Source organism: Pseudomonas sp. NA-150 (assembly GCF_044336365.1).
GTDB lineage: Bacteria > Pseudomonadota > Gammaproteobacteria > Pseudomonadales > Pseudomonadaceae > Aquipseudomonas.
This window is the reverse complement of the sequence record NZ_CP172305.1, coordinates 6,451,806-6,475,434: the sequence shown is the minus strand read 5'-3', so window position 1 is coordinate 6,475,434 and position 23,629 is coordinate 6,451,806. Positions and strand designations below refer to the sequence as shown.

The window sequence follows — 23,629 nt, the reverse complement described above, 5'->3', positions numbered from 1 at the left end:
ATGGAAACTCTGTCTTTTGAATTCCCAGCCGGGCAGCCACCGAAAGGTCGCGCACTGGTGGGCTGTGTCGGCTCGGGCGATCTGGAAGTGATGCTGGTTCCCGGCGAGCCAGGCAAGTTGTCGATTTCGGTGGTGACCTCGGTCAACGGCGCCGCTTCTCGCTGGCAACACCTGTTCGAGCGCATGTTCGATGGGCAAACGCCACCGGCAATGGCCATCGATATCCATGACTTTGGCGCGACGCCGGGCGTGGTCCGGTTGCGCATGGAACAAGGCTTCGAGGAGATCGGTCATGACTGATACCGCACGCTTGTTGACCCAGCACAGCTTCGTCGAGCTTAACGCCCGGCAGCGTGCTCGATCGTTGCTTGATCCTGGCACATTTCGTGAGTTGCTCGATCCGTTCGATCGCGTGATGTCGCCTTGGCTGGCCAAGCAAGGCGTGGTGCCGCAAGCCGACGACGGAGCGGTGATCGCCAAAGGCACCATCGGTGGTTTGCCCGTGGTGATCGCGGCCATCGAGGGCGCGTTTCAGGGCGGCAGCATGGGTGAAGTCAGCGGCGCGAAAATGGCCGGTGCGCTGGAACTGGCAGCCGAAGACAACCGTAACGGCATCCCCACCGCTGCCATCTTGCTGCTGGAAACCGGCGGCGTGCGCTTGCAGGAAGCCAACCTCGGACTGGCGGCGATTGCCGACATCCATGCGGCGATTGTCGACCTGCGCCAATACCAGCCGGTGATCGGCGTGGTGGCGGGCAGCGTGGGTTGCTTCGGCGGGATGTCCATTGCGGCGGGCTTGTGCAGTTATCTGTTGGTGACTCAAGAAGCGCGCCTGGGCTTGAACGGGCCGCAAGTGATCGAGCAAGAAGCCGGCATTCAGGAATACGATTCACGTAACCGTCCATTCATCTGGAGCCTCACTGGCGGCGAGCAGCGCTTCGCTACCGGGCTGGTCGACGGCTTCGCCATTGACGATGCGGCTGCGATTCGGCAACAGGTCGACGCCTGGCTCAAGCAAGGCCTGCCGGCTCACGAACGCCAGCGGACAGTACGAACTGTTCCTTGAACGTCTGGCGACACTCGACACCACTACGCAAATCGACCCGCAGACCGTGCGTACCCTCTATCAAGGAGAACAGCCATGAGCGATTACTCAACCCGTGGCCTGGAATGGTTCAAAGCCCTGAGCGACGGTGCGCCTGAAGTCGGCGGTTTACCTGCATCGTTGAAAGTCGCTGACGGTGTTCTGGGCGACCAGTCTGTACGTTTTCTCTCGGTGGTGGCCGATCCGCAAAACCCTTTCCCTCGGGCACGCAACGGCGAAGTCGGTCTGCTGGAAGGTTGGGGGCTGGCCAAGGCAGTGGATGAAGTCATCGACCTGGACCGGCGCAACGAGAAAAAACGCGCGTTGATTGCCATCGTCGATGTGCCGAGTCAGGCCTACGGCCGTCGCGAAGAGGCGCTGGGCATTCATCAGGCGCTGGCCGGTGCTGCGGACAGCTATGCGCGCGCCCGTCTTGCCGGGCATCCGGTGATTGCATTGTTGGTGGGCAAGGCCATGTCTGGCGCGTTTCTGGCCCATGGTTATCAGGCCAACCGATTGATCGCCCTGCGCGATCCGGGCGTGATGGTGCATGCGATGGGTAAAGCGTCGGCAGCTCGCGTCACCCTGCGCACCGTCGAAGAGCTGGAGAAGCTGGCGGCCAGCGTGCCGCCGATGGCGTATGACATCGACAGCTATGCATCGCTGGGCTTGCTCTGGGAAACCCTGTCGGTGGAGCAAATCGAGCGGCCGACTTCGCAAGACGTCGAGCGGGTTCAATCCTGCCTGACCCAAGCGATCAATGACGTCAAAACCGGCGGTACGGACCTCAGCAGCCGTTTGGGTGCGACCAATCGCGCCGCGTCTTCCCGCGTACGTGAACTGCTGCGGGCGCAGTGGTAAATGAACGCTTCTGTCGTTGTGCGGCCCCATGACTTGCTGTGGGGTTTGCCTGTGCCTGACGACGCGCCGCTGTGGGTGGCTAAAGCCTTGCGCCTTGGTCAGCCAGTCGTGGTGCGCCGTGCGATGACGGCGGCTGATCAAGTCGCCGTCGGCGTGCGCGGGCCATTGCGCGAGCACCGCTATGCGACGTTGATGTGGCTCAGTGACATCCAGCGTTGTGTGCAGCCGGAACAGCTGATCGATCTGCCGCCCGGCGCTGACTGGCCGGCCCTGCGAGTGCTGCGTCAGGTACGTCCGTTTATGGAAGACCTGGGGCTGGTGTGGGGCGTGAGCGGCAGCGCCGGTTTCGAACTGGCCAGTGGTTTTGCTGCATTGCATCAGGGCAGCGATCTGGACTTGATCTTGCGTACACCGTCGTCGTTCAGCCGGCGTCAGGCGTTCAGGTTGGCAGCGTCGTTGTCGGTGCTGACAGAGCTTTCGGGTTGCCGAATCGACGTGCAATTGCAAACACCTCAGGGTGGCGTTGGCTTGGGTGAATGGGCCGGGTCATCACGGCGGGTGTTGCTCAAGACCGCCGAGGGGGCGCGCTTGATCGCTGATCCCTGGTCTTTGACCGAGCAAGCGGCATGAGCAGCTTTCTGGTGTTTCCCGGCCAGGGCGCACAGCAGCCGCAGATGTTGCATCGTCTGCCGGATGAGCCTTTGATTGTTGAATATCTGAATCAGGCCAGTGACGAGCTGGGTGAAGATGTTATGGCGCTGGATTCGGTCGAGGCACTGGCCGACAGCCGCGCTGTGCAATTGTGTCTGCTGATCGCCGGCGTGGCCTGTGCGCACTTATTGATCGAACGCTCACAGGTGCCTGACTATGTTGCCGGTCTGTCGATTGGTGCGTACCCGGCGGCGGTGATTGCCGGGTCACTGAGCTTCGGTGATGCCCTGCGTCTGGTGGCATTGCGGGGCGAACTGATGCAAAGCGCGTATCCCAGCGGCTTCGGTATGACAGCGATTATTGGCCTGGATCAAACCACGGTTGAAACCTTGATCGCTCACACTCACAGTGCGCAAACACCGGTGTATCTGGCCAACATCAATGCCGATAACCAGATGGTGATCGCCGGCAGCGATGTCGCGATGGCGCAGGTGGCGAGCCTGGCCAAAGCGCAGGGTGCAGGTGCGGTCAAGCGTCTGGCGGTCAGCGTACCGTCGCATTGCGCGCTGCTTGAGCAGCCGGCGCTGGCCCTGGCCGAAGCGTTCAGCAAGGTACAGATGCACGCGCCGAAAGTGCGTTACCTCAGTGGCAGCACGGCGCGATTGGTGGCCACTGCCGACAAATTACGTGCTGACCTGGCCTTCAACATGTGCCGGGTGATCGATTGGCACAGCACCGTGCAAACCGCTTACGAGCGCGGCGCACGGCTGCAGATCGAATTACCGCCAGGCACCGTACTCACCGGGCTGGGCAAAAAGGTGTTTGAGCAAGGAACGGCGGTCGCTTTTCAAGGGGCACGCCTGGACACGTTGAGCGCGTTGCTGAGCGAGGAGGGAACCCGTAACCCATAAAGCAAGTGGCTGCTGCGAAGGATAAAAACAACAACTTCAGCAAGGCAATGTGAGGATAAAAAAATGATTATCTATGGTGTGGCCTTACTGGCTATCTGCACCCTGGCAGGCGTGATTCTCGGGGATTTTCTTGGGGTACTGCTGGGCGTTAAATCGAATGTGGGCGGTGTCGGCATCGCCATGATCCTGCTGATCTGTGCCCGGCTGTGGATGCAGAAACGCGGCGGGATGACTAAAGACTGTGAGATGGGCGTTGGCTTCTGGGGCGCCATGTACATCCCTGTGGTGGTCGCCATGGCCGCGCAGCAAAACGTGGTGACCGCATTGAAAGGCGGTCCGGTGGCGATTCTCGCCGCCATCGGTTCGGTGATCATCTGTGGGTGCGCCATCGCGGTGATCAGTCGGATCAACCGGGGTGAACCGCTACCGGCCGAGGAGGATCCGACGATCCTTCCCGCAACGACGACATCAACTCCAACACCAACGCCTGTAGGAGGCCGCTGATATGTGGGCTCTTCTTGCGAAAGACCTGTCGAGTTACAGCCTGGTCACGGCATTTGCCTTTGTTGGCATCGTGATGTGGTTCTCGGTCGTTATCTCCAAACGCCTGACGTTCGGTCGCATCCACGGCTCGGCGATTGCCATCGTCATCGGCCTGGTCCTGGCTTGGGTCGGCGGCACCATGACCGGCGGCGAAAAAGGCCTGGCGGACATCAGCCTGTTCTCTGGTATCGGTCTGATGGGCGGCGCGATGCTGCGTGATTTCGCTATCGTGGCCACTGCCTTTGAAGTCCAGGCCACAGAAGCGCGCAAAGCCGGTTTGATCGGCGTGATTGCCTTGCTGCTGGGCACTACGCTGCCGTTTATCGTTGGCGCGAGTATCGCCTGGATGTTCGGCTACCGCGACGCCGTGAGCATGACCACCATCGGCGCGGGCGCGGTGACCTACATCGTTGGCCCGGTCACCGGTGCGGCGATTGGCGCGAGTTCCGACGTGATGGCGCTGTCCATTGCGACCGGTTTGATCAAAGCGATTCTGGTGATGGTCGGCACACCAATGGCGGCACGCTGGATGGGCCTGGATAACCCGCGTTCGGCGATGGTATTCGGTGGCCTGGCCGGTACGGTCAGCGGCGTGACTGCCGGCCTGGCAGCGACGGATCGGCGTCTGGTGCCTTACGGCGCGCTGACCGCGACCTTCCACACCGGTCTGGGCTGCCTGCTCGGGCCTTCGGTGTTGTTCTTCATCGTCAAAGGGATCATGGGCTGACTCTCTGTAGGAGCGGGTAAGCCCGCTCCTACAGAATCTAGACTTCAGCTTGAAGCCGATTGGCATACATTCGGCACTCGGCAACCAACGCCAGCAGATTTGGGTCGCGTTCTCTGGACTTAAGGAACACGACCCCGATGTGTTGCTGCATCCGATAACGCTCCTGCAACGGGATCAAGCGCACGCGGTTTTCATAAACCGCCGCGACCCGCCCGGGCAGCAACGCAAAACCCACCCCTGAGCTGACCATGCTCAACAAGGTAAAGATGTCGTTGACCTGCATCGCCACCTTCGGCTCGAACCCTGCCTGTTTGAACACCCGAACCCCATCCTGGTGTGTGGCGAAACCTTGGGTCAGGGTCAGGAACGTCGCTTCGTGCAGGTCGCTCAGGTCGATTTCAGTTTGATTGGAAAATGGCGAATCGACAGGCACCGCGAGAAAGATATCGTCTGAAAACAGCGGCAGCTGTTCGCAGTCGGGATCGCTGACGCTTTCATTGAGCGACACCAGAATCGCGTCCACTTCCATGTTCTTCAGCTTGTAGAACAGGTCGATGTTGGAGCCAAGTATCAAGTCGATGTTCAGTTCGCTGCGGCGCAACTTCAGGCCCATGATCAGCTGCGGTACAGTCTTGACCGTCAGCGAATACAGCGCGCCCAGCTTGAAGCGCGCAGCGGAAAAACCGGCAGCCTGACGCGTCAGTTCCACGGTAGTGACCATGTCCTGAATCAGCTTCTGCGCGCGCTCCTCCAATACATAAGCGCTTTCCAGGGGCGTCAGATTGCGGCCTTCGTGCTTGAACAGGGGGCAACGCAGGGCACTTTCCAGCGAATGAATGGCGCGATGCACGCTGACATTACTGGTCTGCAACTCGGCGGCGGCACGGGCCAGATTGCCAGTGCGCATGAACGCCAGAAAAATCTCCAGCTTCTTTAGGGTGAGCTCTTCGTCGATCAGCATGGCCGGCTCTCTTGTTCGAATGGCGACGATTGTGCCCAAGTCGTCGCCTGCTGGCTGCAACGAATTTTTCGAAGAGGTTAGAACCAGACCGCGTGAGCAGGCGACTGGTAGTTCAGACGGCTGCTCGATCCGTCAAAGCGACTCTTCGCTGTCCGCTTTTATGCTGATGTTGATGCCGGTATAGCCGTCGTCATCGGCGTGCCTCACTACCGTTCGACTGTGGAAGTCATAGACCTGTCCTTTCACCAGTACAGCGAGCTCACTGCCAGTACCTTCGATTTTGACGGCTGGGTCGGTCGTGATTAAAAATGGAATTGATCGAACAAGGCTCGATAAAATAATTTCTTCATTTTCAAGCTTTTTTGATACGTAATACCGATAGCTGTAACCAACCGTTGAGCCTCCAGGGTTATTTCTGACTCCATAGATGAAGCCGCCTTCCCCAATTGGATAGTTGAGTACTAATTTATCCAGGTTAGGGGCGCTGGGAGTGAAAAGCCAAGTTCCACCTATATAAACCAAACAGGTCAGCAATAAAATATTGGCCAGAGTTTGGGCTGTCGATTTAATACCCGTGCCACTTTGCATGTGCAATTCCTTGCTCAATCCAGTATTGATCTTGGTAGTCATCCCCATAAGGAGCAGAACCCCACCACTCTCCTAAGTCCTCCCGCGAAGTCCCAGCTAGACTTTGAGCCGCACCGGCTGCCCGCAAAAGTATCATTCTGGGTATGCCTGCGGCAGTGCCGGTAGCGCCGTAATTGTAATTGCCGAAGGCCTCATATTCACGAGAGATTTGCTTGTAGTCCCATGGGCCTCTGTTTTTGACTTGGGTATAAAACCATGAGTATAGAAATGCTGATCCGGGCTTTAGCACGGTCTTCCGATGGTTGGCGATGAACATATTTGAGTTTACAAATGCTTCTGGGGGTACCTTGGGTTCGTGCATTTCGTCTCCTAGGTATGAGAAAAAAGGGAGGCAAAATGTTATCACTCGAAGATATCAATAATTATACCTAGCCGCAGTTTCGGAAATGTCTGACATGAAATTCGGAAATAACTTTGATGGCAAGTAAACATCAAGCTTTCTGAAAGACCTGCCCTGACCATGCGACGGATTCAGAACCAGCCCGCGCCAGCAACCCGCAGGCCAATTCCAATGCTGCGCCAATCAGAGTTAGCCAGATCGCGTGATTCGGGCATTGCGCTTTTGGTGCGAAACCTTGAGCCTTGCGCTCGTTAATGATTTTGAGGCGACGAATATGTACCACGGAGAGCGATTCAACGCCTGGACTCATCTGGTCGGCGCGGTGATGGCCTTTGTCGGCGCGGTCTGGATGTTGGTGCTGGCCAGCATGGACGGTGATGTGTGGAAGATCGTCAGCATGGCGATTTACGGCGTGACGCTGTTGCTGCTGTACAGCGTGTCGACGGTCTATCACAGCGTGCGCGGGCGGGCGAAAGTGATCATGCAGAAGGTCGATCACCTGTCGATCTATCTACTGATCGCCGGCAGTTACACCCCGTTTTGCCTGGTGACCCTGCGCGGACCCTGGGGCTGGTCGTTGTTCGGGGTTGTCTGGGGCTTGGCGGTGATCGGCATGTTGCAGGAGATCAAACCACGCTCCGAGGCGCGGGTAATGTCGATCGTGATTTATGCGGTGATGGGCTGGATTGTGCTGGTGGCGGTCAAGCCGCTGATGGCGGCGCTGGGCACGGCGGGCTTCGCTTGGTTGGCGACGGGCGGGGTGTTGTACACCGTAGGGATTATCTTTTTTGCCTTCGACAACCGCTTCCGCCACTGGCACGGGATTTGGCATTTGTTCGTGGTCGCCGGCAGTTTGCTGCACTTTGTGGCGATCTTTTTTTATGTGCTTTGAGGGCTAGTGATTTGCTCCCACAAAGGATCTCTGGTTAGGCACAAATCCCCTGTAGGAGCTGCCGCAGGCTGCGATAAGGTCCGGAGGACCTTCAGCGATTATGAAAACACGACTGCTGCGCAGCCGATCGCAGCCTTCGGCAGCACTGACACACGCTGACTGTTAGAAATCACCCCAAAGCTGTTGCGCCACGCTGAGTGCTACCACCGGCGCGGTCTCGGTGCGCAACACGCGAGGGCCGAGGCGGGCAGCGTGGAAGCCGGCGTCCTGGGCTTGCTCGACTTCTGCATCATTCAACCCACCTTCCGGGCCGATCAAAAATGCCAAAGTCGCCGGTTTGGCGTGACTGGTCATTGGCTCGGACACCGGGTGCAGCACCAGCTTCAAATCGGCTTCGGTCTGCTTCAGCCATTCGCTGAGGGCCAGCGGCGGGTGAATCACCGGCACCACCGAGCGCCCGCATTGCTCACAGGCGCTGATCGCGATTTGCTGCCAGTGCAACTGCCGCTTTTCGGCGCGCTCATCCTTAAGCCGGACTTCGCAACGTTCGCTGACGATGGGCGTGATTTCGCTGACGCCCAGCTCGGTGGCTTTCTGAATCGCCCAGTCCATCCGCTCACCACGTGACAGGCCCTGACCCAGGTGGATCTTCAGCGGTGATTCGATTTGCCCGGCGAATTGCTCGCTCAGTTGCACCCGCACGCGTTTCTTGCCGACTTCGAGCAAGGTGCCGCGAAATTCGCTGCCCGAACCGTCGAACAATTGCAGCGCGTCACCTTCGGCCATACGCAGCACGCGGCCGATGTAATGCGCCTGGGCTTCCGGCAGTTCGTGTTCGCCGATGCTCAACGGGGCATCGATAAAAAAGCGGGACAGTCTCATTTTCATTCTCTCATCTGTAGGAGCGTGGCTTGCCCGCGATGGCGGTGTGTCAGGTACGCCGCCATCGCGGGCGAGCCCGCTCCTACAAGTAATGGTTAGCCCGGATCACGAAAATCGGGATGGAAATTCTCGCGCACGGCAACGCTGATCCCGGTGCGGGTCGCGATGTCGATGCCTTCGGTGGCCACTTCGGCGAGGAAGTCGATCTCTTCCGGGGTGATCACGTAGGGCGGCAGGAAATACACCACGCTGCCCAGCGGACGCAGCAACGCGCCGCGTTCCAGTGCGTGCTGAAACACCTTCAGGCCACGTCTTTCCTGCCACGGATAAGCAGTTTTAGTCGCTTTGTCCTGAACCATTTCAATGGCCAAGGCCATGCCGGTCTGGCGCACTTCGGACACGTTCGGGTGATCGACCAGATGTGCGGTCGCGCTGGCCATGCGCTTGGCCAGCGCCTTGTTGTTCTCGATGACGTTGTCTTGCTCGAAGATATCCAGGGTCGCCAATGCCGCTGCACAGGCCAGTGGATTGCCGGTGTAACTGTGGGAATGCAGGAAGGCTCGCAGCGTCGGATAGTCGTCGTAGAACGCGCTATACACGTCATCGGTGGTGATGCAGGCGGCCAGCGGCAGATAACCGCCAGTCAGCGCTTTGGACAGGCACAGGAAGTCCGGGCGAATACCGGCTTGCTCGCAGGCAAACATGGTTCCGGTACGACCGAAACCGACGGCAATTTCGTCGTGGATCAAATGCACGCCATATCGATCACAGGCCTCACGCAACAATTTGAGGTAGATCGGATCGTACATGCGCATGCCGCCGGCGCCCTGGATCAACGGCTCGACGATCACCGCCGCAACCGTGTCGTGGTTTTCGGCCAGGGACTGCTCCATGAACGCGAACATCGTGCGCGAATGCTCCTCCCAGCTCACGCCTTCGGGACGGTGGTAGCAATCCGGGCTCGGTACTTTAATCGTATCGAGCAGCAACGCTTTATAGGTTTCGGTGAACAGCGGCACGTCGCCCACCGACATCGCGGCCATGGTTTCGCCGTGATAGCTGTTGGTCAGGGTGACGAAGCGTTTCTTGTTCGGCTGACCGCGATTGAGCCAATAGTGAAAGCTCATTTTCAGCGCAACTTCGATGCAGGACGAGCCATTGTCGGCGTAGAAGCACCGAGTGAGGCCTTCCGGCGTCATCTTCACCAGGCGCTCGGACAGCTCGATCACCGGTTGATGGCTGAAGCCCGCGAGGATCACATGTTCGAGTTGATCAACCTGATCCTTGATCCGCTGATTGATGCGTGGGTTGGAATGGCCGAACACATTGACCCACCACGAGCTGACGGCATCGAGGTAGCGTTTGCCTTCGAAGTCTTCAAGCCACACGCCTTTGCCGCTCTTGATCGGGATCAGGGGCAGGGTTTCGTGGTCTTTCATCTGGGTGCAGGGATGCCAGAGCACCGCTAGGTCCCGTTGCATCCACTGGTCATTCAAGCCCATGGGCTAATCTCCTGGTGACGACTCGCTTGGTGCGAGGGCAAACAATCGCGCAAGCCTATGCAATGCCTGCCTGCGGAACAACCTCTAGTGTGCTTTCAGTACACATCCAGGGTCGCTCAGGAGCAGAATGCGAAGGCCGTACCGTTCATCGGGGTTGGATGTCCGGTTGTCACGACACGGTTTTGTCGGTCAAGCATTATCAGGATGCTGGCATTTGGTTAACAAGGTCAGATCACTGATCGTATTTTTCGATGTTTCGCAGCAAAATTTTGCGCTTTCATTCGATAGATAAAAAGCTAGTCTTGGAACCATCTTTTTAAGGAAATTGGTATGCAGCTACGCAACTCTTCCTCTCGATACGGCTGGGTCAGCATGGTGCTGCACTGGGGCGTGGCTATTACGGTCTTCGGCCTGTTCGCACTCGGGCTGTGGATGGTCGGGCTCGGTTACTACGACACCTGGCGCAAAGCCGGCCCTGACCTGCACAAAAGCATCGGCTTGACGCTGTTCGCTGTAATGCTCATTCGGGTGGTCTGGCGTTTAGTCAGCCCGCCGCCGCCAGCACTTGCCAGTTACGGGCGTTGGACCCGTATCGGCGCTACATTCGGTCATCTGTTCTTGTATCTCTGTCTGTTTGCCACGATGTTCGCCGGTTACCTCATTTCCACCGCCGAAGGCGAGGGCATCTCGGTGTTTGGCCTGTTCGATGTGCCTGCGTTGATCAGCAGCATTCCCGATCAGGCGGATGTCGCGGGCGACATTCATTTGTATCTGGCGTGGGTGCTGGTGATTTTTGCCGGACTGCATGCCCTGGCTGCACTGAAACACCACTTTATCGATCGCGACACCACCCTGGTCCGCATGTTGGGTCGCGACTAATGTTCAATCCAAACAGGAATCAAAGCATGTTGAAGAAGACTCTCGCCGCACTGGCTATCGGTACCGCTCTGTTGTCGGCCGGTCAGGCGATGGCTGCTGATTACACCGTTGATAACAAGGGCCACCACGCCTTCATCAACTTTAAAATCAGCCACCTGGGCTACAGCTTCATCTACGGTACCTTCAAGGACTGGGATGGTACGTTCAGCTTTGATGCAGCGAAGCCTGAAGACAGCAAGATCAACATCACCCTGAAGACCGCCAGCGTGTTCACCAACAACGCTGAGCGTGACAAGCACATCCAAAGCAAGGATTTCCTGGAAGTCGACAAATTCCCGGAAGCCACTTTCGTTTCCAAAAGCGTCAAAACCACCGGCAAGAATGCTGATGGCAAAGTCACTGCTGACGTGACCGGCGACCTGACCCTGCACGGCGTTACCAAGTCGGTCGTCGTCAAGACCACCTTCCTGGGTGAAGGCGCGGATCCATGGGGCGGCTACCGTGCTGGCTTCGAGGGCACCACTTCGATCAAACGCTCTGACTTCGGCAAAATGATGGACCTGGGTCCTTCCTCCGACTCGCTGGACCTGATCATCTCGTTCGAAGGCACCAAGAACAAATAAGGCTGCTGCCTGTAACAGTAAAACGCCGACCCCAGGGTCGGCGTTTTTTTGTCTGTAAAAAACTATCGGGGCCGTTACCGCCCGGGCATCAGCTTCAACGTCTGTCTGGTATTCGCCGCTACGTCGGCGTCGTCCAGATGCTGTGGCATATACCCGCCTTCGATGTAGGTTTTGGCCTGATCCGCATAGTGCTCGTCGAACGGAACGCCGCTTTGTCCTACCGGGTTGATGCTCAAGCTGTGAGCCGGGTCGGCAAAGTCGATCAGGCGGCGAGTTGAGGGGCCATACGTCACTGGCCACGGAGCGGGACCAATGCGTGAAGACAGATTGTTCGGCACTTCGTGGGTGCCAGGCGCCGGGAAGGGGCCGACGTTGAATATCCGGTCCAGCGGTTTCTGGCTGCCCAGCGGATGATCGTGGGTCAATGTATGGGCCTTGCCCCAACGCCATTCATCAGCGTTGTTCCCATACAGTTCTTTCAGGTGCAAAACGCTCTCGTGCCACGCCAGTTTGACGATGTCCGCGCGGGTTTCTTTAGCGGGCGTAGTGTGGTCGTCCCACCACGGCGAGTCAGCATCGGCGGCCAGTCGTGGCAGGGCGGCATCGATCATACGACTGGTCAGCAGCGAGTCGAAGAAACTATCGCCGAGTTCATCGTGCATGGCTTTGTTGGTCAGGTCATACAGGAACTGATTGAACAGGGTAGCGCCAACAGAATCCAGACTGTAATCGCCCTGCCACTTCGCCAGGCGCTCGACCAGGGCCAGCTCCTCTGGATTCGTGACCACGCTGCGCAGCACCGGAAGCAGCGGCCTCAATATCCGTGGGGCGTAATCGGTGATGGTACCCAGTTGCAGCCGTTTGCTGGCATCAAGGTCCCACTTTACGGATGAGTCACTCAGTTGGCGGTAAAGCTGCTGGCCACGATCGGGGAGGTTGTAATACCCCGGAATTTCCATGCCGGTCGGCGACAGGGGTTGGGCGTTGGCCGACACAATAAATCCACGTGCCGGGTTTTCTTCCTGCGGGTTGGCGCTGAAAGGATAAAAGCCGTACTTGTCCGCCTGGGGGGTGCTGCCGTCGAGAATGAACGCCGGATTGACGCCGGCTGGCCGTATTGGCAATTGAGCAGCGGCCCACCAGCCGATGTCACCTTTGCTGTTGGCCCAGATCAGGTTCAAGCCGGGCGACTGAATTTTCTGCGCCGCGCTGCGCATCTTGCCCAGCGTATCGGCGCGGTTGAGCTCGTAGAAGGCCTGAAGAATCGGGTTCTCCGACGCCAGGAACGACCACCACATGGCAATCGGCAAGCGGCCCGCGTTTTCCCCCACTACATCATTGACGATCGGCCCGTGGGGCGATTGGCGCAGATCCAGCGTCACGGCAGGCTCGCCCTTGACCAGGATCTGTTGCTGGGTGTGAGTCATCTCGACCCAGGCACCCTGGTACCAGACCTGATCGGGATTATCGGGATTGGTCTTTTCCGCGATCAGGTCGACATCGTCGTTCTGGAACATGGTCAGGCTCCAGCCGAAGTCATGGTTATGTCCGAGCAAGGCGAACGGCACAAGCGTGTTGAAATGCCCGTACAGGTCAAACCCCGGGGCCGATAACTGCGCTTCGTACCAGACCGATGGCGTAGAAAATCGAATGTGCGGGTCCCCGGCCAGCAACGGCTTGCCGCTTCGGGTGCGACTGCCGGCGATCACCCAGGCGTTGCTGCCTTCGAACTGCGGCAAGCCGGTTTTTTCCAGGGCGTCCTGACTCAGGCTCGCCAACTCACTCAGCCCCTTCCAGTCAGCGCTGCCAAGCGCAGGTGCCTGGCCGAGCACACCTTGAGGGTTCCAGTCGAGATCAAAGACTTTCAGGTACTGCGGCCCGAGTTTGTCGCGTACGAATGTCAGCAGTGGTTCAGTACGAAATGCGGCGGCAAAGCTATAGGCCATATACCCGGCGACACTGACGGTGTCCTCGGCGGTGAACGCGCGTTTTTTGATTCCCAGCACGTCGAACTCGACTGGGCTTGGATGCGTGTCCTGATACTGGTTGATGCCGTCGAGATACGCTTGCAGCGCCTTCCAGGCGGGCGCTTGTGTGTCCTGATGGGCGAGATAGGCATCGGCGCGCTCACGGATGCGCAAACCGCGGAACAGTTTGTCGGTGTGCAGCAGTTTCGGCCCCAGCACCTCGGCCAGCTCACCCCGCGCCAGGCGCCGCATGATCTCCATCTGGAACAGCCGGTCCTGAGCCTGCACATAGCCCAGGGCACGGTACATGTCGGTTTCGTTCTCGGCCTTGATGTGCGGTACGCCGCGCTCGTCGTAACGCACGGTGACGGGTGCTTGCAAATGGCTCAGGGAAACATCCCCTGAGCGCACCGGTTGTTTGCTGTGCACATACCAAAAACCGCCGCCGACAACGGTGGCGACGACGACAGCAAGGGCGGTCAGGCTGCGCTTCATTCGAATTCCTTTCAGTGAACCATTCGACCCTGCAAGCTACAGATTTGTTGTGTCGTTGTATGCGGTCTGAGCGTAGATCGGGCGTTCATCATGTGGAGTAACAATCTGCTGAACGTAGCCTGACGCCCTGAATAAAGGCGCGGAAAGCACCGTGTATATATTTGTAATAAAGCGCGGTCTGGATTGAAACCTTTCTGAAATTATCGGCCATCAGCATGCATCCCCTCGAATGGAAAGGCTTTGGGCAGGACGTCCAAAGCCGCGTTTAGGGAGATGTATCTATGTTCAGTAAATACTCCAGCGGTTTTACCTTGTGCGGCTTGGCACTGATGATTTCTACCGAGACGATGGCGGGAACGGTGACCACCGACGGCGCTGATCTTGTCGTCAAAACCAAAGGCGGGCTGGAAATCGCGACCACGGATGATCAGTTCAGCTTCCAGCTGGGCGGGCGGATCCAGGCTGACTTTGATCAGTTCAATGGCATCTACAGCGGTAATGGCAAGACTGCGGACAGTGCTTATTTACGCCGCGCCCGCCTGGAGTTATCCGGCAAGGCGTATGGGGTTTGGGGCTATGACTTGTCGTTGAAGCTGGAGGACGCCGATCCACTGATCGACGAGGCTTACATCAGTTATCTGGGGTTTGATCCAGTGACCTTCAGCATCGGCCGTTTCGACCCGGACTTCGGTCTGGAGAACGCCACCAGTTCCAAGTGGATTACCGCGATCGAGCGTAGCCAGCTCACCGAACTGGCGCCTTGGGTTAATGAGCATGACGAAGGCATGGGCGTTCAGGTGCGTGGCACAGCGGACATGTTCTACGGCTCGGCCAGCCTCATGCGACCGACATCGAACGAAAATGAAAATGGCCGCAACAGCAATAATCTCAACCTGCGAGCGGTACTCGCACCGATGGCCGTCGCGGGTGATGTCCTGCATTTCGGACTGAACTATGCCTACAGCGGCGCCGATAACTCAGACGGTCGTATCCGCACCCGCATGGGCGTTCGTGGGGTCTCGGAAAACAGCAACGGCAACCGGCCGGATCTGGCCCCGAAAGTGGCAGGAGCATTCGATGGCGACAAAGCGCTTGGGCTGGAATTTGCCTATGCTGCGGGTCCGCTCTCGCTGCAAAGCGAATACTTGCGTCGGAATATCGAGGCCAAGTCGCAGAGCGCGCGTAACGATCGACAGGCCACTGGGTATTACGGGCAACTGGCCTACACCCTGACCGGTGAGGCGCGTGGCTATAAGCTCGACGGCGGCAAGTTCGACCGTATCAAGCCCGAGAACAAACAGCTTGGCGCCTGGGAACTGTTCTACCGTTATGATCGAGCCAATGTCGAAGAACGCGATTTTCTCGACAACACGACAAAGCTTCACACCCTGGGGGTGAACTGGTACGCCAATGCGGCGGTCAAGGTGTCTGCCAATTACTTGAAAGCAAAAACCAGCAATGTGTCGAACGACGCAGGCGATCACAACGGTGATGTCATGAGTCTGCGCTTGCAATACGTGTTCTGACTCGTCAGGCGTTATGGGGCCTGCGCCTCGCGTCAGGCCCTAATCGGTAAAAGGATCTTATATGCGATTGAATTCGTGGCTGCTGGCACTGGTGCTGTGCGTCTTTACCTTGCAGGCCCAAGCGCTTTCCACCCATAAGGCGGGCGATCTAGTTGAAGTCAGCCTCGATCAGTTGCATCCGACCCAGGCCGCCATCGGTTTTGACCAAATCTATTACAAGCTCGGACGTTTCGCCGACCAGCGCGGGAAACTGTTCGACGAATACTGCGAAACTAACGGCCAGGGTGAGTCGGCCAAAGTACCAGACACTGCCGACCTGCTGCGCCCAGACAGTTTTCAGTGCCAGAGCCCGGTGGGTACACACCCTAAAGCCATGAAAACCGTGGTGGTCGGTCCGGCGGGCGAGTTGTACCTCACGGATGGCCACCACACGTTCTCCACGCTTTGGGATCAGCCGGGCGCAGGCAAGGCATTAAGGATGTGGGTCAAGGTCACAGACGACTTCAGTGACAGTGCCGACAGTGCCGCGTTTTGGCAGCGCATGCAGAGCGCACGCAAGGTCTGGCTTAAGGATGGCAATGGGCAGGTGATCAATCCGTCGCAACTGCCACAACACCTCGGGCTGGAAAACATGCAGAACGATCCGTTCCGCAGCCTGGTTTACTTCACCCGTGGTGCGGCCTACGGCAAACCTGACGGCGTGGACATCACTCCGGAGTTTCTGGAGTTCTATTGGGGCGACTGGTTGCGTAGTCAGTTGAATCTCGGACCTTACGACCTCGGTGATCGTCGCGGCTACCGGAAGGCGCTGGAGGCTGCGGCCAAGTTGATGGTGGGCTTGTCGGCGGATGCAAAGGTGGGTGATAGCGGCTTTAGTGCCAAACAATTGGGCGGGTTTTCGTCATTGAACAAGAAGGCACTGCACAAGGCCGTCAGCAGTAAGCTTTCGTATGTCCTCGCCTACAAAAAGACCCATCACTGAGGGCCATCGTCAGTTCGGCGTCAGCCACGGGCAATAGCAACCGACGGCCATGGTGTGCGTCGCGTTGACCGGTCGGCCTTCGCTGAGGGCTTTGAGGATGGGCTCGATGAAACTGTTGTTGGAGTTGCAGGTGGCACCCTCGCTATAGGGTCCGAAGTACGCCAGTTTGCCGTCACGATCCCAGATCGCCACGGCAGGGCTAGCGCTGATGTGTTCCGCGCCGGGCATGTTGGCCAGGGGTTTGATTGCGGTCAGCGTGCTGGGTAATTGACCATGAGTGCCAGGCCTCTGTACCGAGTAGAAATCCACGCCTTGCACGCCACCGAAGTGCTCGATCAACTCACCAAGGTGTTGCTGATTATTCACGTTGCAGGGACAGGCCGGGTCCCAGAAATGCACCAGACGAATTCGCCCCGGCCCTGCCAGCTCGGCCGGCAGTTTGAGGCTATCTCCTGCAAATACTGCCGTCTGATCGCCGAACGGACGCACATAACGCCCCTGGAACCAGTCATACGCCAACCACAACCCAACCGCGCAAACCAATGCGAGCAGCCAGGAAATCAAGGTAAGTCGATGGCTGGATTTCATGTGGGACGACTCTGTTTTCGGGTGGGTAGCTTGCCATGCCTGACGAGACAGATGAATATCGCAGGCTATGCGTTGTCATATTCGCCAGAACATGACCTCAGTTTTGCCTGGATGCCCAATGTCCCTTACGTTCGACCCTGAAATCCTGAGAGCCGGCCTGCAACCCTTGCTCGCCGCCCAGCCGATGTCCGAGCAAAGCTTGGCGTACCAGCGCTTTTACGGCTTGACCGTGGACAGCCGCCCGGCCGCGGTGCGCAGTTGGATGGGGCGTTTCGATGTGGGCGGCTACGAATTGGTCAGCCATATCTGGTTGCCCGAGCGCCCGGCCGCCACATTGTTTCTGGTGCACGGCTTTTACGATCACGTCGGCCTGTACAAGCACGTCATCAACTGGGCGCTGGACCACAATTTCGCAGTGATTGCCTGTGACTTGCCCGGGCACGGTTTATCCAGCGGCGAGCGCGCCAGCATCAATCACTTCGACGAGTACCAGGTCGTGCTGCAGGCGTTGTTCGCCGAGGCGCAAGGCCTGAAACTGCCACAGCCCTGGCACCTGTGTGGACAAAGTACCGGCGGCGCGATTGTGATCGACCACTTGCTGACTCACGGCCTCGACAGCCCGGCGCAAGGGCAGAGCATCCTGTTCGCTCCGCTGATCCGGCCGCGCGGCTGGGCAATGTCAAAAATCACCTATCGCCTGTTCAGCCGCTTCATCCAAGGCCTTGACCGGCGCTTCAGCGAAAACACCAACGACCCGGACTTTCTGCCGTTTCTGCTGGCCGATCCCTTACAGCCACGCCGCCTGCCGACTGTGTGGGTCGGGGCTTTGGCCGAGTGGATCAAACGCATCGAAGCAGCCCCGCGCAGCACGCGCAGTCCGCTGGTTATTCAAGGTGACGCCGACATGACCGTCGACTGGACCCACAACCTGCAAGTGCTCCACGACAAATTCGCCCAGCCACAGGTGTTCATGCTGGGTCAGGCACGTCATCACCTGGCCAACGAATTACCGGAAATGCGCGAGCGTTATTTTGCGTTTCTGGATGAGCGATTCAGTGGGTCTTAATTCCCCGGCGCCAGGTTCGAGGTACTTTGCCCAACCGCGAGCCCCGCGCGAATCGCGGCGAGGGCTGCCTGGTAATACGCCTTGCCTTGCTCTGACTCAGCGAAGGAATCGAATTCCTCCAGTTCCGGATCCGACAGGTCGCGGTAAACGTACAGCAGGGTGTTGTTCAGGTCGGCGCCGATCTGTTGCATCAGGCGTTCGCGCTGGCCGTCGAGCATGCCTTGCGCTTGTCCGCCGCCGAGCAGGCCGGGAATCATTTGGCTAAGGCTGTCGGCCGCTACACCGGCGATGGCGAGGCTGACTTCGGCGCCGGCTTCACGAGCAGGCAGCGCTTGTGCCAGATGACCGATCAGCAATTGGCGAGTAGCGCTGGCTTCGATATGCGGCAGGCCTTGTGCGTTTTTCGCCAGTTGGTCCGGGCGGGTGGCGGTGAGTTCGGCATTGACAACTTTGCGTCCCAGCGGTGATTGGAAGAATTGCAGCGCAGGGACCGGGTCTTTCAAGGACTGGCGCAAATGCTGTTCGGCGCGTTGGTCCATGGCTTGTGGCGCGAAACGTTGGTTGCTGTTATTCACCAGTGCCTGATAGACCGCTGGCGGCAAGCTGTTGCGATAACGTTGTTGGGCTGCGCTCAGGGCGGCACTGAAATGTGCGCGTTGTTCTGGCCAACCGGCGACCTTATATAACTGGTCGTGGCTGTCTGCCCGGGCGGGCAAAACACAGAACATCAGCAGCAGAACAAACAAACGGCGCATAGGGACTCCTGTCAGCAGGCCGCTATTCTCGGTGCGCTGGCCTGGATTTGTCGAGTTATGACTTTGATTGCCGGGCGGCTCTGTCCGATTTCAAGACGTATGGATACTATGCGCGGCATGCAAATAACCTCGGATCACCCATCGCTGTTGAAAATCGTCGATGACTTGGCAACACACGGCTGGTCGCAGCAGACTATTTTCTTGCCCGAAGCTCTGACCCTCGTGTTGGCCGCAGAGTGCCGTAAACGTTCAGACGAGGGTGGACTGTCACCGGCTTCGGTCGGTCGCGGCTCGTCGCAGCAAGTCCGCGAGGCGGTTCGTGGAGACCGAATTCAGTGGCTGGAGCCGGGTGAAAGCGAGGCCTGTGATCAGTATCTCGGGCTGATGGACAGCCTGCGTCAGGCGCTGAATCAGGGGTTGTTCCTGGGGTTGGAGGACTTCGAGAGCCATTTTGCGTTTTATCCGCCGGGGGCGTTTTACCGCAAGCATGTTGATCGCTTTCGTGATGATGATCGGCGCATTGTCTCATCAGTGCTGTATCTGAACCCGGCCTGGCATCCCGAACACGGCGGCGAGTTGCGGATGTACCTCAAAGATGGTGTCGAGCATGACGTACAGCCCGTTGGCGGCAGTCTGGTGGTGTTCCTCTCCAGCGACATCCCCCACGAAGTCCTGCCTGCACACCGTGACCGTCTTTCATTGACCGGCTGGTATCGGCGGCGTGGGGAAGGTGTGTTCTGACTTGAGAGCCTCTTCGCAGGCTTGCCTGCGAAGAGGCCGGACCTGCCAATCACGGCTTGGGCGGTTTGGTCGTATCCACGCCAAACCATTTCTCTGACAAAACACTCAAGCGTCCATCGGCCTTGATTCTCTCCAGCGCGCGGTCCAAAACACCCTGAAACGCCGGATTGCCCTTCTGAAACGGAATTGCCAGAGTCCCTGCATTGGAGTAGCTATAGGGCTCACTGAAGTCGACCTGCTTTTTCAATTCCGGGGTGACGGCAATATGGTTCAGGGCGATGTCATATTTATCGCTTTCAACACCCTGCATCATGTCGTCTGCGGTGGTGGGAATGAACGACGGTTGCAGATCCAGCTCTTGAGCCAGCATCTCTCCCAATTCGATTTCGAATCCGCTCAGCTTGCCCTCCTTGGTGAAGTTGAACGGCGCGAGATTGCCCTCCAGCGCAATGCGCAGCTCCCCTCGATCATTCACTTCGTCGATCAGTTCGGCATGAGCCAAAGGGCTCAAAAAGACAGATAAAAAAAACAGGCCAGGCACAACGCGCATGGGTACTCCTACAAGATAAGAAATTCAAACCGCTATGCTTTATGGTGTTGAGCGTAGTCGGCAGCAGCTTTGGACAGTCAAAAAACCGGAGTTGTCTTTTCAGCTCCAAATTTTTGTAACAAACCTGGAGAGATCATGAAGAGCTTATTTTCACGCGCTACTATCGCCGGCGTGTTGTTGGGAGGGGCCTTGTTGGGTGCCTCTGCGCTGGTTAACGCTGCTGATGTCCCGCGTACCGCTTCGCCTGCGGGCGCTGAGGTGTACATTATTTCGCCAAAAGACGGCGCCACCGTAGGCAAGACCTTCAAGGTCCAGTTCGGCCTCAAAGGCATGGGCGTTGCGCCCGCTGGCGTGGATATTCCGGACACCGGCCACCATCACTTGCTGATCGACGTGAAAGACCAGCCGGCTGAAGATGCGCCGATCCCCGCCACGGACAATCTCAAGCACTTCGGCAAAGGCCAGACCGAAACCGAGCTGACCTTGGCGCCGGGCAAGCACACCCTGCAATTGCTAATGGGTGATAAAGGCCATATCCCGCTCAACCCTTCGGTTGAATCGAAAAAGATCACCATTACCGTCAAGTAAGCGTTTTATTGCGGGCATGAAAAAGGAGACCCTCGGGTCTCCTTTTTTGTACGCCGGAAAAACCTAGAACAGCACGCGGCTACGAATCGTGCCGTTGATGTGTTGCAGTTTTTCTTGCGCCAGATCGGAGTACTCGGCATCGACGTCGATGACCACGTAGCCGACTTTCTCGTTGGTCTGCAGGAACTGACCGGAGATGTTGATCCCGTTTTCGGCGAAGACCTTGTTGATCTCGCTCATCACACCCGGAATGTTTTCGTGGATGTGCAGCAAACGGTGCTTGCCAGGGTGAGCCGGCAGCGCCACTTCCGGGAAGTTGACCGAAGACACCGACGTACCGTTGTCACTGTACTTGACCAGCTTCTCTGCCACTTCCAGACCGATGTTGGCCTGGGCTTCGGCAGTCGAACCACCGATGTGCGGGGTCAGGATCACGTTGTCCAGGCCACGCAGCGGGCTTTCGAATTCTTCGTTGTTCGAGCGAGGCTCAACCGGGAAGACGTCGATGGCGGCGCCGATCAGGTGCTTGTCCTTGATCGCGTCAGCCAGCGCTTGCAACTCGACCACGGTGCCGCGAGCGGCGTTGATCAGGATGCTGCCCTTTTTCATCGAGCGAATTTCTTTCTCGCCCATCATCCACTGAGTTTCAGCGGTTTCCGGAACGTGCAGGGTGACGATGTCCGCCAAGCCCAGCAGTTCGGTCAGGCTTGAAACCTGAGTCGCGTTGCCCAGCGGCAGTTTGGTCAGGGTGTCGTAAAAGAACACCTGCATGCCCAAGCCTTCAGCCAGCACGGAAAGCTGAGTACCGATCGAACCGTAGCCGATGATGCCCAGTTTCTTGCCGCGAATTTCGAAGGAGTTCGCTGCGCTTTTGATCCAGCCGCCACGGTGGCAGGAAGCGTTCTTCTCAGGAATGCCGCGCAGCAACAGGATCGCTTCGGCCAGCACCAACTCGGCCACCGAACGGGTGTTGGAGTACGGGGCGTTGAACACAGCGATACCGCGTTCGCGGGCTGCGTTGAGATCGACCTGATTGGTACCGATACAGAAACAGCCGACCGCTACCAGTTTCTTGGCGCAATCGAAGATTTCTTCGGTCAATTGGGTGCGGGAGCGGATACCGATGAAGTGTGCATCGGCGATCTTTTCCTTCAGCTCAGCCTCTGGCAAGGAGCCAGTGAGGTACTCAATGCTTGTGTACCCTGCAGCCTTGAGGACGTCCACGGCGGATTGGTGGACGCCTTCGAGAAGAAGGAACTTGATCTTGCTCTTATCGAGAGAAGTCTTGCTCATCTGCGTAAACCTGTGTCCCGGAGAAAAATGGCAGGGGCGCAGATCGGCTCTAGGCACGATGTGCGGGGTGCGTATGCTAGCATATGCACCCCGCGAAACACCCATTCCTGGACGTGAAGCGTTCTCAGGATGACCATGAATTGTTCGAGAGTTCCGTCGATGACCAATCCTGCCCTGATAGATGAGCTGAAGACCCTGGTTGAGCCTGGCAAGGTCCTGACCGATGCCGATTCCCTCAATATTTACGGAAAGGATTGGACCAAACATTTTGCGCCCGCACCGACGGCCATCGTGTTCCCAAAGACCATCGAGCAAGTGCAGGCCATCGTTCTGTGGGCCAACAAACACCAGGTTGCGCTGGTACCGTCCGGCGGAAGAACCGGTTTGTCTGCTGCCGCCGTTGCTGCCAATGGCGAAGTGGTCGTGGCCTTTGATTACATGAACCAGGTGCTGGATTTCAACACCACTGACCGCACCGTGGTTTGCCAGCCAGGCGTGATCACCGAGCAGTTGCAGCGTCTGGCCGAAGAAAAAGGCCTGTACTACCCGGTGGACTTCGCTTCGGCAGGTTCGAGTCAAATTGGCGGCAATATCGGCACCAATGCCGGCGGGATCAAGGTTATTCGCTACGGCATGACCCGTAACTGGGTCGCCGGGATGAAAGTCGTTACCGGCAAGGGCGACATCCTTGAGCTGAACAAGGACCTGATCAAAAACGCCACCGGTTACGACCTGCGTCAGCTGTTCATTGGCGCTGAAGGCACATTGGGCTTTGTCGTCGAAGCCACCATGCGTCTGGATCGCGCTCCGAAGAACCTGACCGCAATGGTGCTCGGCACCACCGATTTCGATGCGATCATGCCGGTCTTGCATGCGTTCCACAGCAAGCTGGATCTGACCGCCTTCGAGTTTTTCTCTGACAAGGCCTTGGCCAAAGTCCTGGCGCGCGGCGATGTGCCGGCTCCGTTCGAGTCTGATTGCCCGTTCTACGCGCTGCTGGAATTTGAAGCGACCACTGAAGAAGTGGCCAACGAAGCGCTGGCGACCTTTGAACATTGCGTCGAGCAAGGCTGGGTGATTGATGGCGTGATGAGTCAGAGCGAACAGCAACTGCAGAACCTGTGGAAGCTGCGTGAGTACATCTCCGAAACCATCTCCCACTGGACGCCGTACAAGAACGACATTTCGGTCACCGTCTCGAAAGTACCAGCGTTTTTGAAGGAAATAGACGCGATCGTCGGCGAATACTATCCGGACTTCGAAATCGTCTGGTTCGGCCACATTGGCGACGGCAACCTGCACTTGAACATCCTCAAGCCAGATAACCTGAGCAAAGACGAGTTTTTCGCCAAGTGCGCGACCGTCAACAAGTGGGTGTTCGAGACCGTTCAGAAGTACAACGGCTCGATCTCTGCCGAGCACGGCGTGGGCATGACCAAGCGTGACTACTTGACCTACAGTCGTTCGCCGGTCGAAATCGAATACATGAAAGCGGTCAAGGCAGTGTTCGACCCTAACGGGATCATGAACCCTGGCAAGATCTTCGCTGTTTGATCCGTTGCCGAACGTAGACC

Annotated in this window: 25 protein-coding genes and 1 pseudogene; 16 read left to right on the top strand and 10 right to left on the bottom strand. The window is 57.9% G+C overall.

All coding sequences use genetic code 11. The features are described from left to right. From ACF0H7_RS30120 to madM, 7 genes and pseudogenes are all read left to right on the top strand, one after another. Positions 1-300, top strand: a complete 300-nt coding sequence (locus tag ACF0H7_RS30120; RefSeq protein WP_397450431.1) for a malonate decarboxylase subunit delta — start codon at positions 1-3, stop codon at positions 298-300. Continuing rightward, positions 293-1,145 (top strand): annotated as a pseudogene (locus ACF0H7_RS30115) (biotin-independent malonate decarboxylase subunit beta). The gene ACF0H7_RS30120 and the pseudogene ACF0H7_RS30115 overlap by 8 nt, the downstream one beginning before the upstream one ends. Beyond that, on the top strand, positions 1,142-1,945 hold the full coding sequence (gene mdcE, locus ACF0H7_RS30110) for a biotin-independent malonate decarboxylase subunit gamma (protein WP_397450430.1): 804 nt from the start codon (positions 1,142-1,144) through the stop codon (positions 1,943-1,945). Before ACF0H7_RS30115 ends, mdcE begins: the two are co-directional and overlap by 4 nt. Then, positions 1,946-2,575 (top strand): malonate decarboxylase holo-ACP synthase, encoded by a 630-nt coding sequence (locus ACF0H7_RS30105; RefSeq protein ID WP_397450429.1) that lies wholly within the window; start codon positions 1,946-1,948, stop codon positions 2,573-2,575. Beyond that, complete coding sequence (mdcH, locus tag ACF0H7_RS30100) at positions 2,572-3,507, top strand: malonate decarboxylase subunit epsilon (RefSeq protein ID WP_397450428.1); 936 nt, start codon at positions 2,572-2,574, stop codon at positions 3,505-3,507. Before ACF0H7_RS30105 ends, mdcH begins: the two co-directional genes overlap by 4 nt. Before the next feature lie 63 nt (positions 3,508-3,570). After that, a complete protein-coding gene (madL, locus tag ACF0H7_RS30095) occupies positions 3,571-4,011 on the top strand; it encodes a malonate transporter subunit MadL (RefSeq protein WP_397450427.1) in 441 nt (146 codons plus the stop codon). A 1-nt stretch (position 4,012) separates the two neighbouring features. Further along, positions 4,013-4,777 (top strand): malonate transporter subunit MadM, encoded by a 765-nt coding sequence (gene madM, locus ACF0H7_RS30090; RefSeq protein ID WP_397450426.1) that lies wholly within the window; start codon positions 4,013-4,015, stop codon positions 4,775-4,777. Positions 4,778-4,814: 37 nt separating this feature from the next. Here madM and ACF0H7_RS30085 read toward each other — a convergent pair whose 3' ends face one another. From ACF0H7_RS30085 to ACF0H7_RS30075, 3 genes are all read right to left on the bottom strand, one after another. Then, the gene (locus ACF0H7_RS30085) at positions 4,815-5,738 is read right to left on the bottom strand and encodes a LysR substrate-binding domain-containing protein (protein WP_397450425.1); all 924 of its coding nucleotides are present in this window, start codon (positions 5,736-5,738) and stop codon (positions 4,815-4,817) included. Between the two features lie 132 nt (positions 5,739-5,870). Beyond that, positions 5,871-6,326: a hypothetical protein gene (locus ACF0H7_RS30080; protein WP_397450424.1), complete on the bottom strand. Its 456-nt coding sequence runs from the start codon at positions 6,324-6,326 to the stop codon at positions 5,871-5,873. Next, a complete protein-coding gene (locus ACF0H7_RS30075) occupies positions 6,304-6,687 on the bottom strand; it encodes a polymorphic toxin type 44 domain-containing protein (RefSeq protein WP_397450423.1) in 384 nt (127 codons plus the stop codon). Before ACF0H7_RS30075 ends, ACF0H7_RS30080 begins: the two co-directional genes overlap by 23 nt. A 313-nt stretch (positions 6,688-7,000) precedes the next feature. Here ACF0H7_RS30075 and ACF0H7_RS30070 point away from each other — a divergent pair, with 313 nt between their 5' ends. Then, positions 7,001-7,618 (top strand): hemolysin III family protein, encoded by a 618-nt coding sequence (locus ACF0H7_RS30070; RefSeq protein ID WP_397450422.1) that lies wholly within the window; start codon positions 7,001-7,003, stop codon positions 7,616-7,618. A gap of 162 nt (positions 7,619-7,780) precedes the next feature. On the opposite strand, the gene ACF0H7_RS30065 is transcribed toward ACF0H7_RS30070, so the two are convergent. Further along, the gene (locus tag ACF0H7_RS30065) at positions 7,781-8,500 is read right to left on the bottom strand and encodes a 16S rRNA (uracil(1498)-N(3))-methyltransferase (protein WP_397450421.1); all 720 of its coding nucleotides are present in this window, start codon (positions 8,498-8,500) and stop codon (positions 7,781-7,783) included. A 95-nt stretch (positions 8,501-8,595) separates the two neighbouring features. Further along, positions 8,596-10,002, bottom strand: a complete 1,407-nt coding sequence (locus tag ACF0H7_RS30060) for an adenosylmethionine--8-amino-7-oxononanoate transaminase (RefSeq protein WP_397450420.1) — start codon at positions 10,000-10,002, stop codon at positions 8,596-8,598. Between the two features lie 330 nt (positions 10,003-10,332). On the opposite strand from ACF0H7_RS30060, the gene ACF0H7_RS30055 reads away from it, so the two are divergent. Both ACF0H7_RS30055 and ACF0H7_RS30050 read left to right on the top strand, forming a co-directional pair. Then, a complete protein-coding gene (locus ACF0H7_RS30055; RefSeq protein WP_397450419.1) occupies positions 10,333-10,881 on the top strand; it encodes a cytochrome b in 549 nt (182 codons plus the stop codon). A 26-nt stretch (positions 10,882-10,907) separates the two neighbouring features. Then, positions 10,908-11,504 carry a YceI family protein gene (locus ACF0H7_RS30050; protein ID WP_397450418.1) on the top strand — a complete coding sequence of 199 codons (597 nt, stop codon included), beginning with the start codon at positions 10,908-10,910 and terminating at the stop codon, positions 11,502-11,504. A gap of 74 nt (positions 11,505-11,578) precedes the next feature. Here ACF0H7_RS30050 and ACF0H7_RS30045 read toward each other — a convergent pair whose 3' ends face one another. Further along, positions 11,579-13,966, bottom strand: a complete 2,388-nt coding sequence (locus tag ACF0H7_RS30045) for a penicillin acylase family protein (RefSeq protein ID WP_397450417.1) — start codon at positions 13,964-13,966, stop codon at positions 11,579-11,581. A gap of 281 nt (positions 13,967-14,247) precedes the next feature. Between ACF0H7_RS30045 and ACF0H7_RS30040 the strand changes: the two genes are divergently transcribed. Together ACF0H7_RS30040 and ACF0H7_RS30035 are read left to right on the top strand one after the other, a co-directional pair. Further along, the gene (locus ACF0H7_RS30040; protein WP_397450416.1) at positions 14,248-15,492 is read left to right on the top strand and encodes an OprO/OprP family phosphate-selective porin; all 1,245 of its coding nucleotides are present in this window, start codon (positions 14,248-14,250) and stop codon (positions 15,490-15,492) included. A gap of 61 nt (positions 15,493-15,553) precedes the next feature. Then, positions 15,554-16,474, top strand: coding sequence for a ParB/Srx family N-terminal domain-containing protein (locus ACF0H7_RS30035; protein WP_397450415.1), 921 nt, complete (start codon positions 15,554-15,556; stop codon positions 16,472-16,474). Positions 16,475-16,483: 9 nt separating this feature from the next. Here the strand turns inward: ACF0H7_RS30035 and ACF0H7_RS30030 are convergent, their stop codons facing one another. After that, on the bottom strand, positions 16,484-17,062 hold the full coding sequence (locus ACF0H7_RS30030) for a DUF6436 domain-containing protein (RefSeq protein ID WP_397450414.1): 579 nt from the start codon (positions 17,060-17,062) through the stop codon (positions 16,484-16,486). Positions 17,063-17,180: 118 nt separating this feature from the next. Here ACF0H7_RS30030 and ACF0H7_RS30025 point away from each other — a divergent pair, with 118 nt between their 5' ends. Then, the gene (locus ACF0H7_RS30025) at positions 17,181-18,128 is read left to right on the top strand and encodes an alpha/beta hydrolase (protein WP_397450413.1); all 948 of its coding nucleotides are present in this window, start codon (positions 17,181-17,183) and stop codon (positions 18,126-18,128) included. Here ACF0H7_RS30025 and ACF0H7_RS30020 read toward each other — a convergent pair. Beyond that, on the bottom strand, positions 18,125-18,883 hold the full coding sequence (locus ACF0H7_RS30020) for a DUF2059 domain-containing protein (RefSeq protein ID WP_397450412.1): 759 nt from the start codon (positions 18,881-18,883) through the stop codon (positions 18,125-18,127). The two genes, ACF0H7_RS30025 and ACF0H7_RS30020, sit on opposite strands and share 4 nt — an antisense overlap. 108 nt (positions 18,884-18,991) lie before the next feature. Between ACF0H7_RS30020 and ACF0H7_RS30015 the strand changes: the two genes are divergently transcribed. Then, the gene (locus ACF0H7_RS30015; RefSeq protein WP_397454070.1) at positions 18,992-19,624 is read left to right on the top strand and encodes a 2OG-Fe(II) oxygenase; all 633 of its coding nucleotides are present in this window, start codon (positions 18,992-18,994) and stop codon (positions 19,622-19,624) included. A gap of 49 nt (positions 19,625-19,673) precedes the next feature. On the opposite strand, the gene ACF0H7_RS30010 is transcribed toward ACF0H7_RS30015, so the two are convergent. Beyond that, complete coding sequence (locus ACF0H7_RS30010; protein ID WP_397450411.1) at positions 19,674-20,174, bottom strand: transporter substrate-binding domain-containing protein; 501 nt, start codon at positions 20,172-20,174, stop codon at positions 19,674-19,676. 135 nt (positions 20,175-20,309) lie between these two features. Between ACF0H7_RS30010 and ACF0H7_RS30005 the strand changes: the two genes are divergently transcribed. Continuing rightward, positions 20,310-20,762 (top strand): DUF4399 domain-containing protein, encoded by a 453-nt coding sequence (locus ACF0H7_RS30005; protein WP_397450410.1) that lies wholly within the window; start codon positions 20,310-20,312, stop codon positions 20,760-20,762. A 63-nt stretch (positions 20,763-20,825) separates the two neighbouring features. Here ACF0H7_RS30005 and serA read toward each other — a convergent pair whose 3' ends face one another. Further along, positions 20,826-22,055 (bottom strand): phosphoglycerate dehydrogenase, encoded by a 1,230-nt coding sequence (gene serA / locus ACF0H7_RS30000; RefSeq protein WP_397450409.1) that lies wholly within the window; start codon positions 22,053-22,055, stop codon positions 20,826-20,828. A gap of 159 nt (positions 22,056-22,214) precedes the next feature. On the opposite strand from serA, the gene ACF0H7_RS29995 reads away from it, so the two are divergent. Continuing rightward, the gene (locus ACF0H7_RS29995) at positions 22,215-23,609 is read left to right on the top strand and encodes an FAD-binding oxidoreductase (protein WP_397450408.1); all 1,395 of its coding nucleotides are present in this window, start codon (positions 22,215-22,217) and stop codon (positions 23,607-23,609) included. Positions 23,610-23,629: the final 20 nt, after the last annotated feature.

What these genes read in the sequence shown, in the direction of transcription:
- ACF0H7_RS30080 (WP_397450424.1), bottom strand. Translation starts at nt 6,326, where the DNA reads ATGCAAAGTGGCACGGGTATTAAATCGACAGCCCAAACTCTGGCCAAT.
- ACF0H7_RS30010 (WP_397450411.1), bottom strand. Translation starts at nt 20,174, where the DNA reads ATGCGCGTTGTGCCTGGCCTGTTTTTTTTATCTGTCTTTTTGAGCCCT.
- mdcE (WP_397450430.1), top strand. Translation starts at nt 1,142, where the DNA reads ATGAGCGATTACTCAACCCGTGGCCTGGAATGGTTCAAAGCCCTGAGC.
- ACF0H7_RS30120 (WP_397450431.1), top strand. Translation starts at nt 1, where the DNA reads ATGGAAACTCTGTCTTTTGAATTCCCAGCCGGGCAGCCACCGAAAGGT.
- ACF0H7_RS30025 (WP_397450413.1), top strand. Translation starts at nt 17,181, where the DNA reads ATGTCCCTTACGTTCGACCCTGAAATCCTGAGAGCCGGCCTGCAACCC.
- ACF0H7_RS30030 (WP_397450414.1), bottom strand. Translation starts at nt 17,062, where the DNA reads ATGAAATCCAGCCATCGACTTACCTTGATTTCCTGGCTGCTCGCATTG.
- ACF0H7_RS30070 (WP_397450422.1), top strand. Translation starts at nt 7,001, where the DNA reads ATGTACCACGGAGAGCGATTCAACGCCTGGACTCATCTGGTCGGCGCG.
- ACF0H7_RS30075 (WP_397450423.1), bottom strand. Translation starts at nt 6,687, where the DNA reads ATGCACGAACCCAAGGTACCCCCAGAAGCATTTGTAAACTCAAATATG.
- ACF0H7_RS30060 (WP_397450420.1), bottom strand. Translation starts at nt 10,002, where the DNA reads ATGGGCTTGAATGACCAGTGGATGCAACGGGACCTAGCGGTGCTCTGG.
- ACF0H7_RS30045 (WP_397450417.1), bottom strand. Translation starts at nt 13,966, where the DNA reads ATGAAGCGCAGCCTGACCGCCCTTGCTGTCGTCGTCGCCACCGTTGTC.
- ACF0H7_RS30105 (WP_397450429.1), top strand. Translation starts at nt 1,946, where the DNA reads ATGAACGCTTCTGTCGTTGTGCGGCCCCATGACTTGCTGTGGGGTTTG.
- ACF0H7_RS30015 (WP_397454070.1), top strand. Translation starts at nt 18,992, where the DNA reads ATGCGCGGCATGCAAATAACCTCGGATCACCCATCGCTGTTGAAAATC.
- madM (WP_397450426.1), top strand. Translation starts at nt 4,013, where the DNA reads ATGTGGGCTCTTCTTGCGAAAGACCTGTCGAGTTACAGCCTGGTCACG.
- ACF0H7_RS30035 (WP_397450415.1), top strand. Translation starts at nt 15,554, where the DNA reads ATGCGATTGAATTCGTGGCTGCTGGCACTGGTGCTGTGCGTCTTTACC.
- ACF0H7_RS30040 (WP_397450416.1), top strand. Translation starts at nt 14,248, where the DNA reads ATGTTCAGTAAATACTCCAGCGGTTTTACCTTGTGCGGCTTGGCACTG.
- ACF0H7_RS30085 (WP_397450425.1), bottom strand. Translation starts at nt 5,738, where the DNA reads ATGCTGATCGACGAAGAGCTCACCCTAAAGAAGCTGGAGATTTTTCTG.
- ACF0H7_RS30020 (WP_397450412.1), bottom strand. Translation starts at nt 18,883, where the DNA reads ATGCGCCGTTTGTTTGTTCTGCTGCTGATGTTCTGTGTTTTGCCCGCC.
- ACF0H7_RS30055 (WP_397450419.1), top strand. Translation starts at nt 10,333, where the DNA reads ATGCAGCTACGCAACTCTTCCTCTCGATACGGCTGGGTCAGCATGGTG.
- serA (WP_397450409.1), bottom strand. Translation starts at nt 22,055, where the DNA reads ATGAGCAAGACTTCTCTCGATAAGAGCAAGATCAAGTTCCTTCTTCTC.
- ACF0H7_RS30005 (WP_397450410.1), top strand. Translation starts at nt 20,310, where the DNA reads ATGAAGAGCTTATTTTCACGCGCTACTATCGCCGGCGTGTTGTTGGGA.
- ACF0H7_RS29995 (WP_397450408.1), top strand. Translation starts at nt 22,215, where the DNA reads ATGACCAATCCTGCCCTGATAGATGAGCTGAAGACCCTGGTTGAGCCT.
- ACF0H7_RS30050 (WP_397450418.1), top strand. Translation starts at nt 10,908, where the DNA reads ATGTTGAAGAAGACTCTCGCCGCACTGGCTATCGGTACCGCTCTGTTG.
- mdcH (WP_397450428.1), top strand. Translation starts at nt 2,572, where the DNA reads ATGAGCAGCTTTCTGGTGTTTCCCGGCCAGGGCGCACAGCAGCCGCAG.
- ACF0H7_RS30065 (WP_397450421.1), bottom strand. Translation starts at nt 8,500, where the DNA reads ATGAGACTGTCCCGCTTTTTTATCGATGCCCCGTTGAGCATCGGCGAA.
- madL (WP_397450427.1), top strand. Translation starts at nt 3,571, where the DNA reads ATGATTATCTATGGTGTGGCCTTACTGGCTATCTGCACCCTGGCAGGC.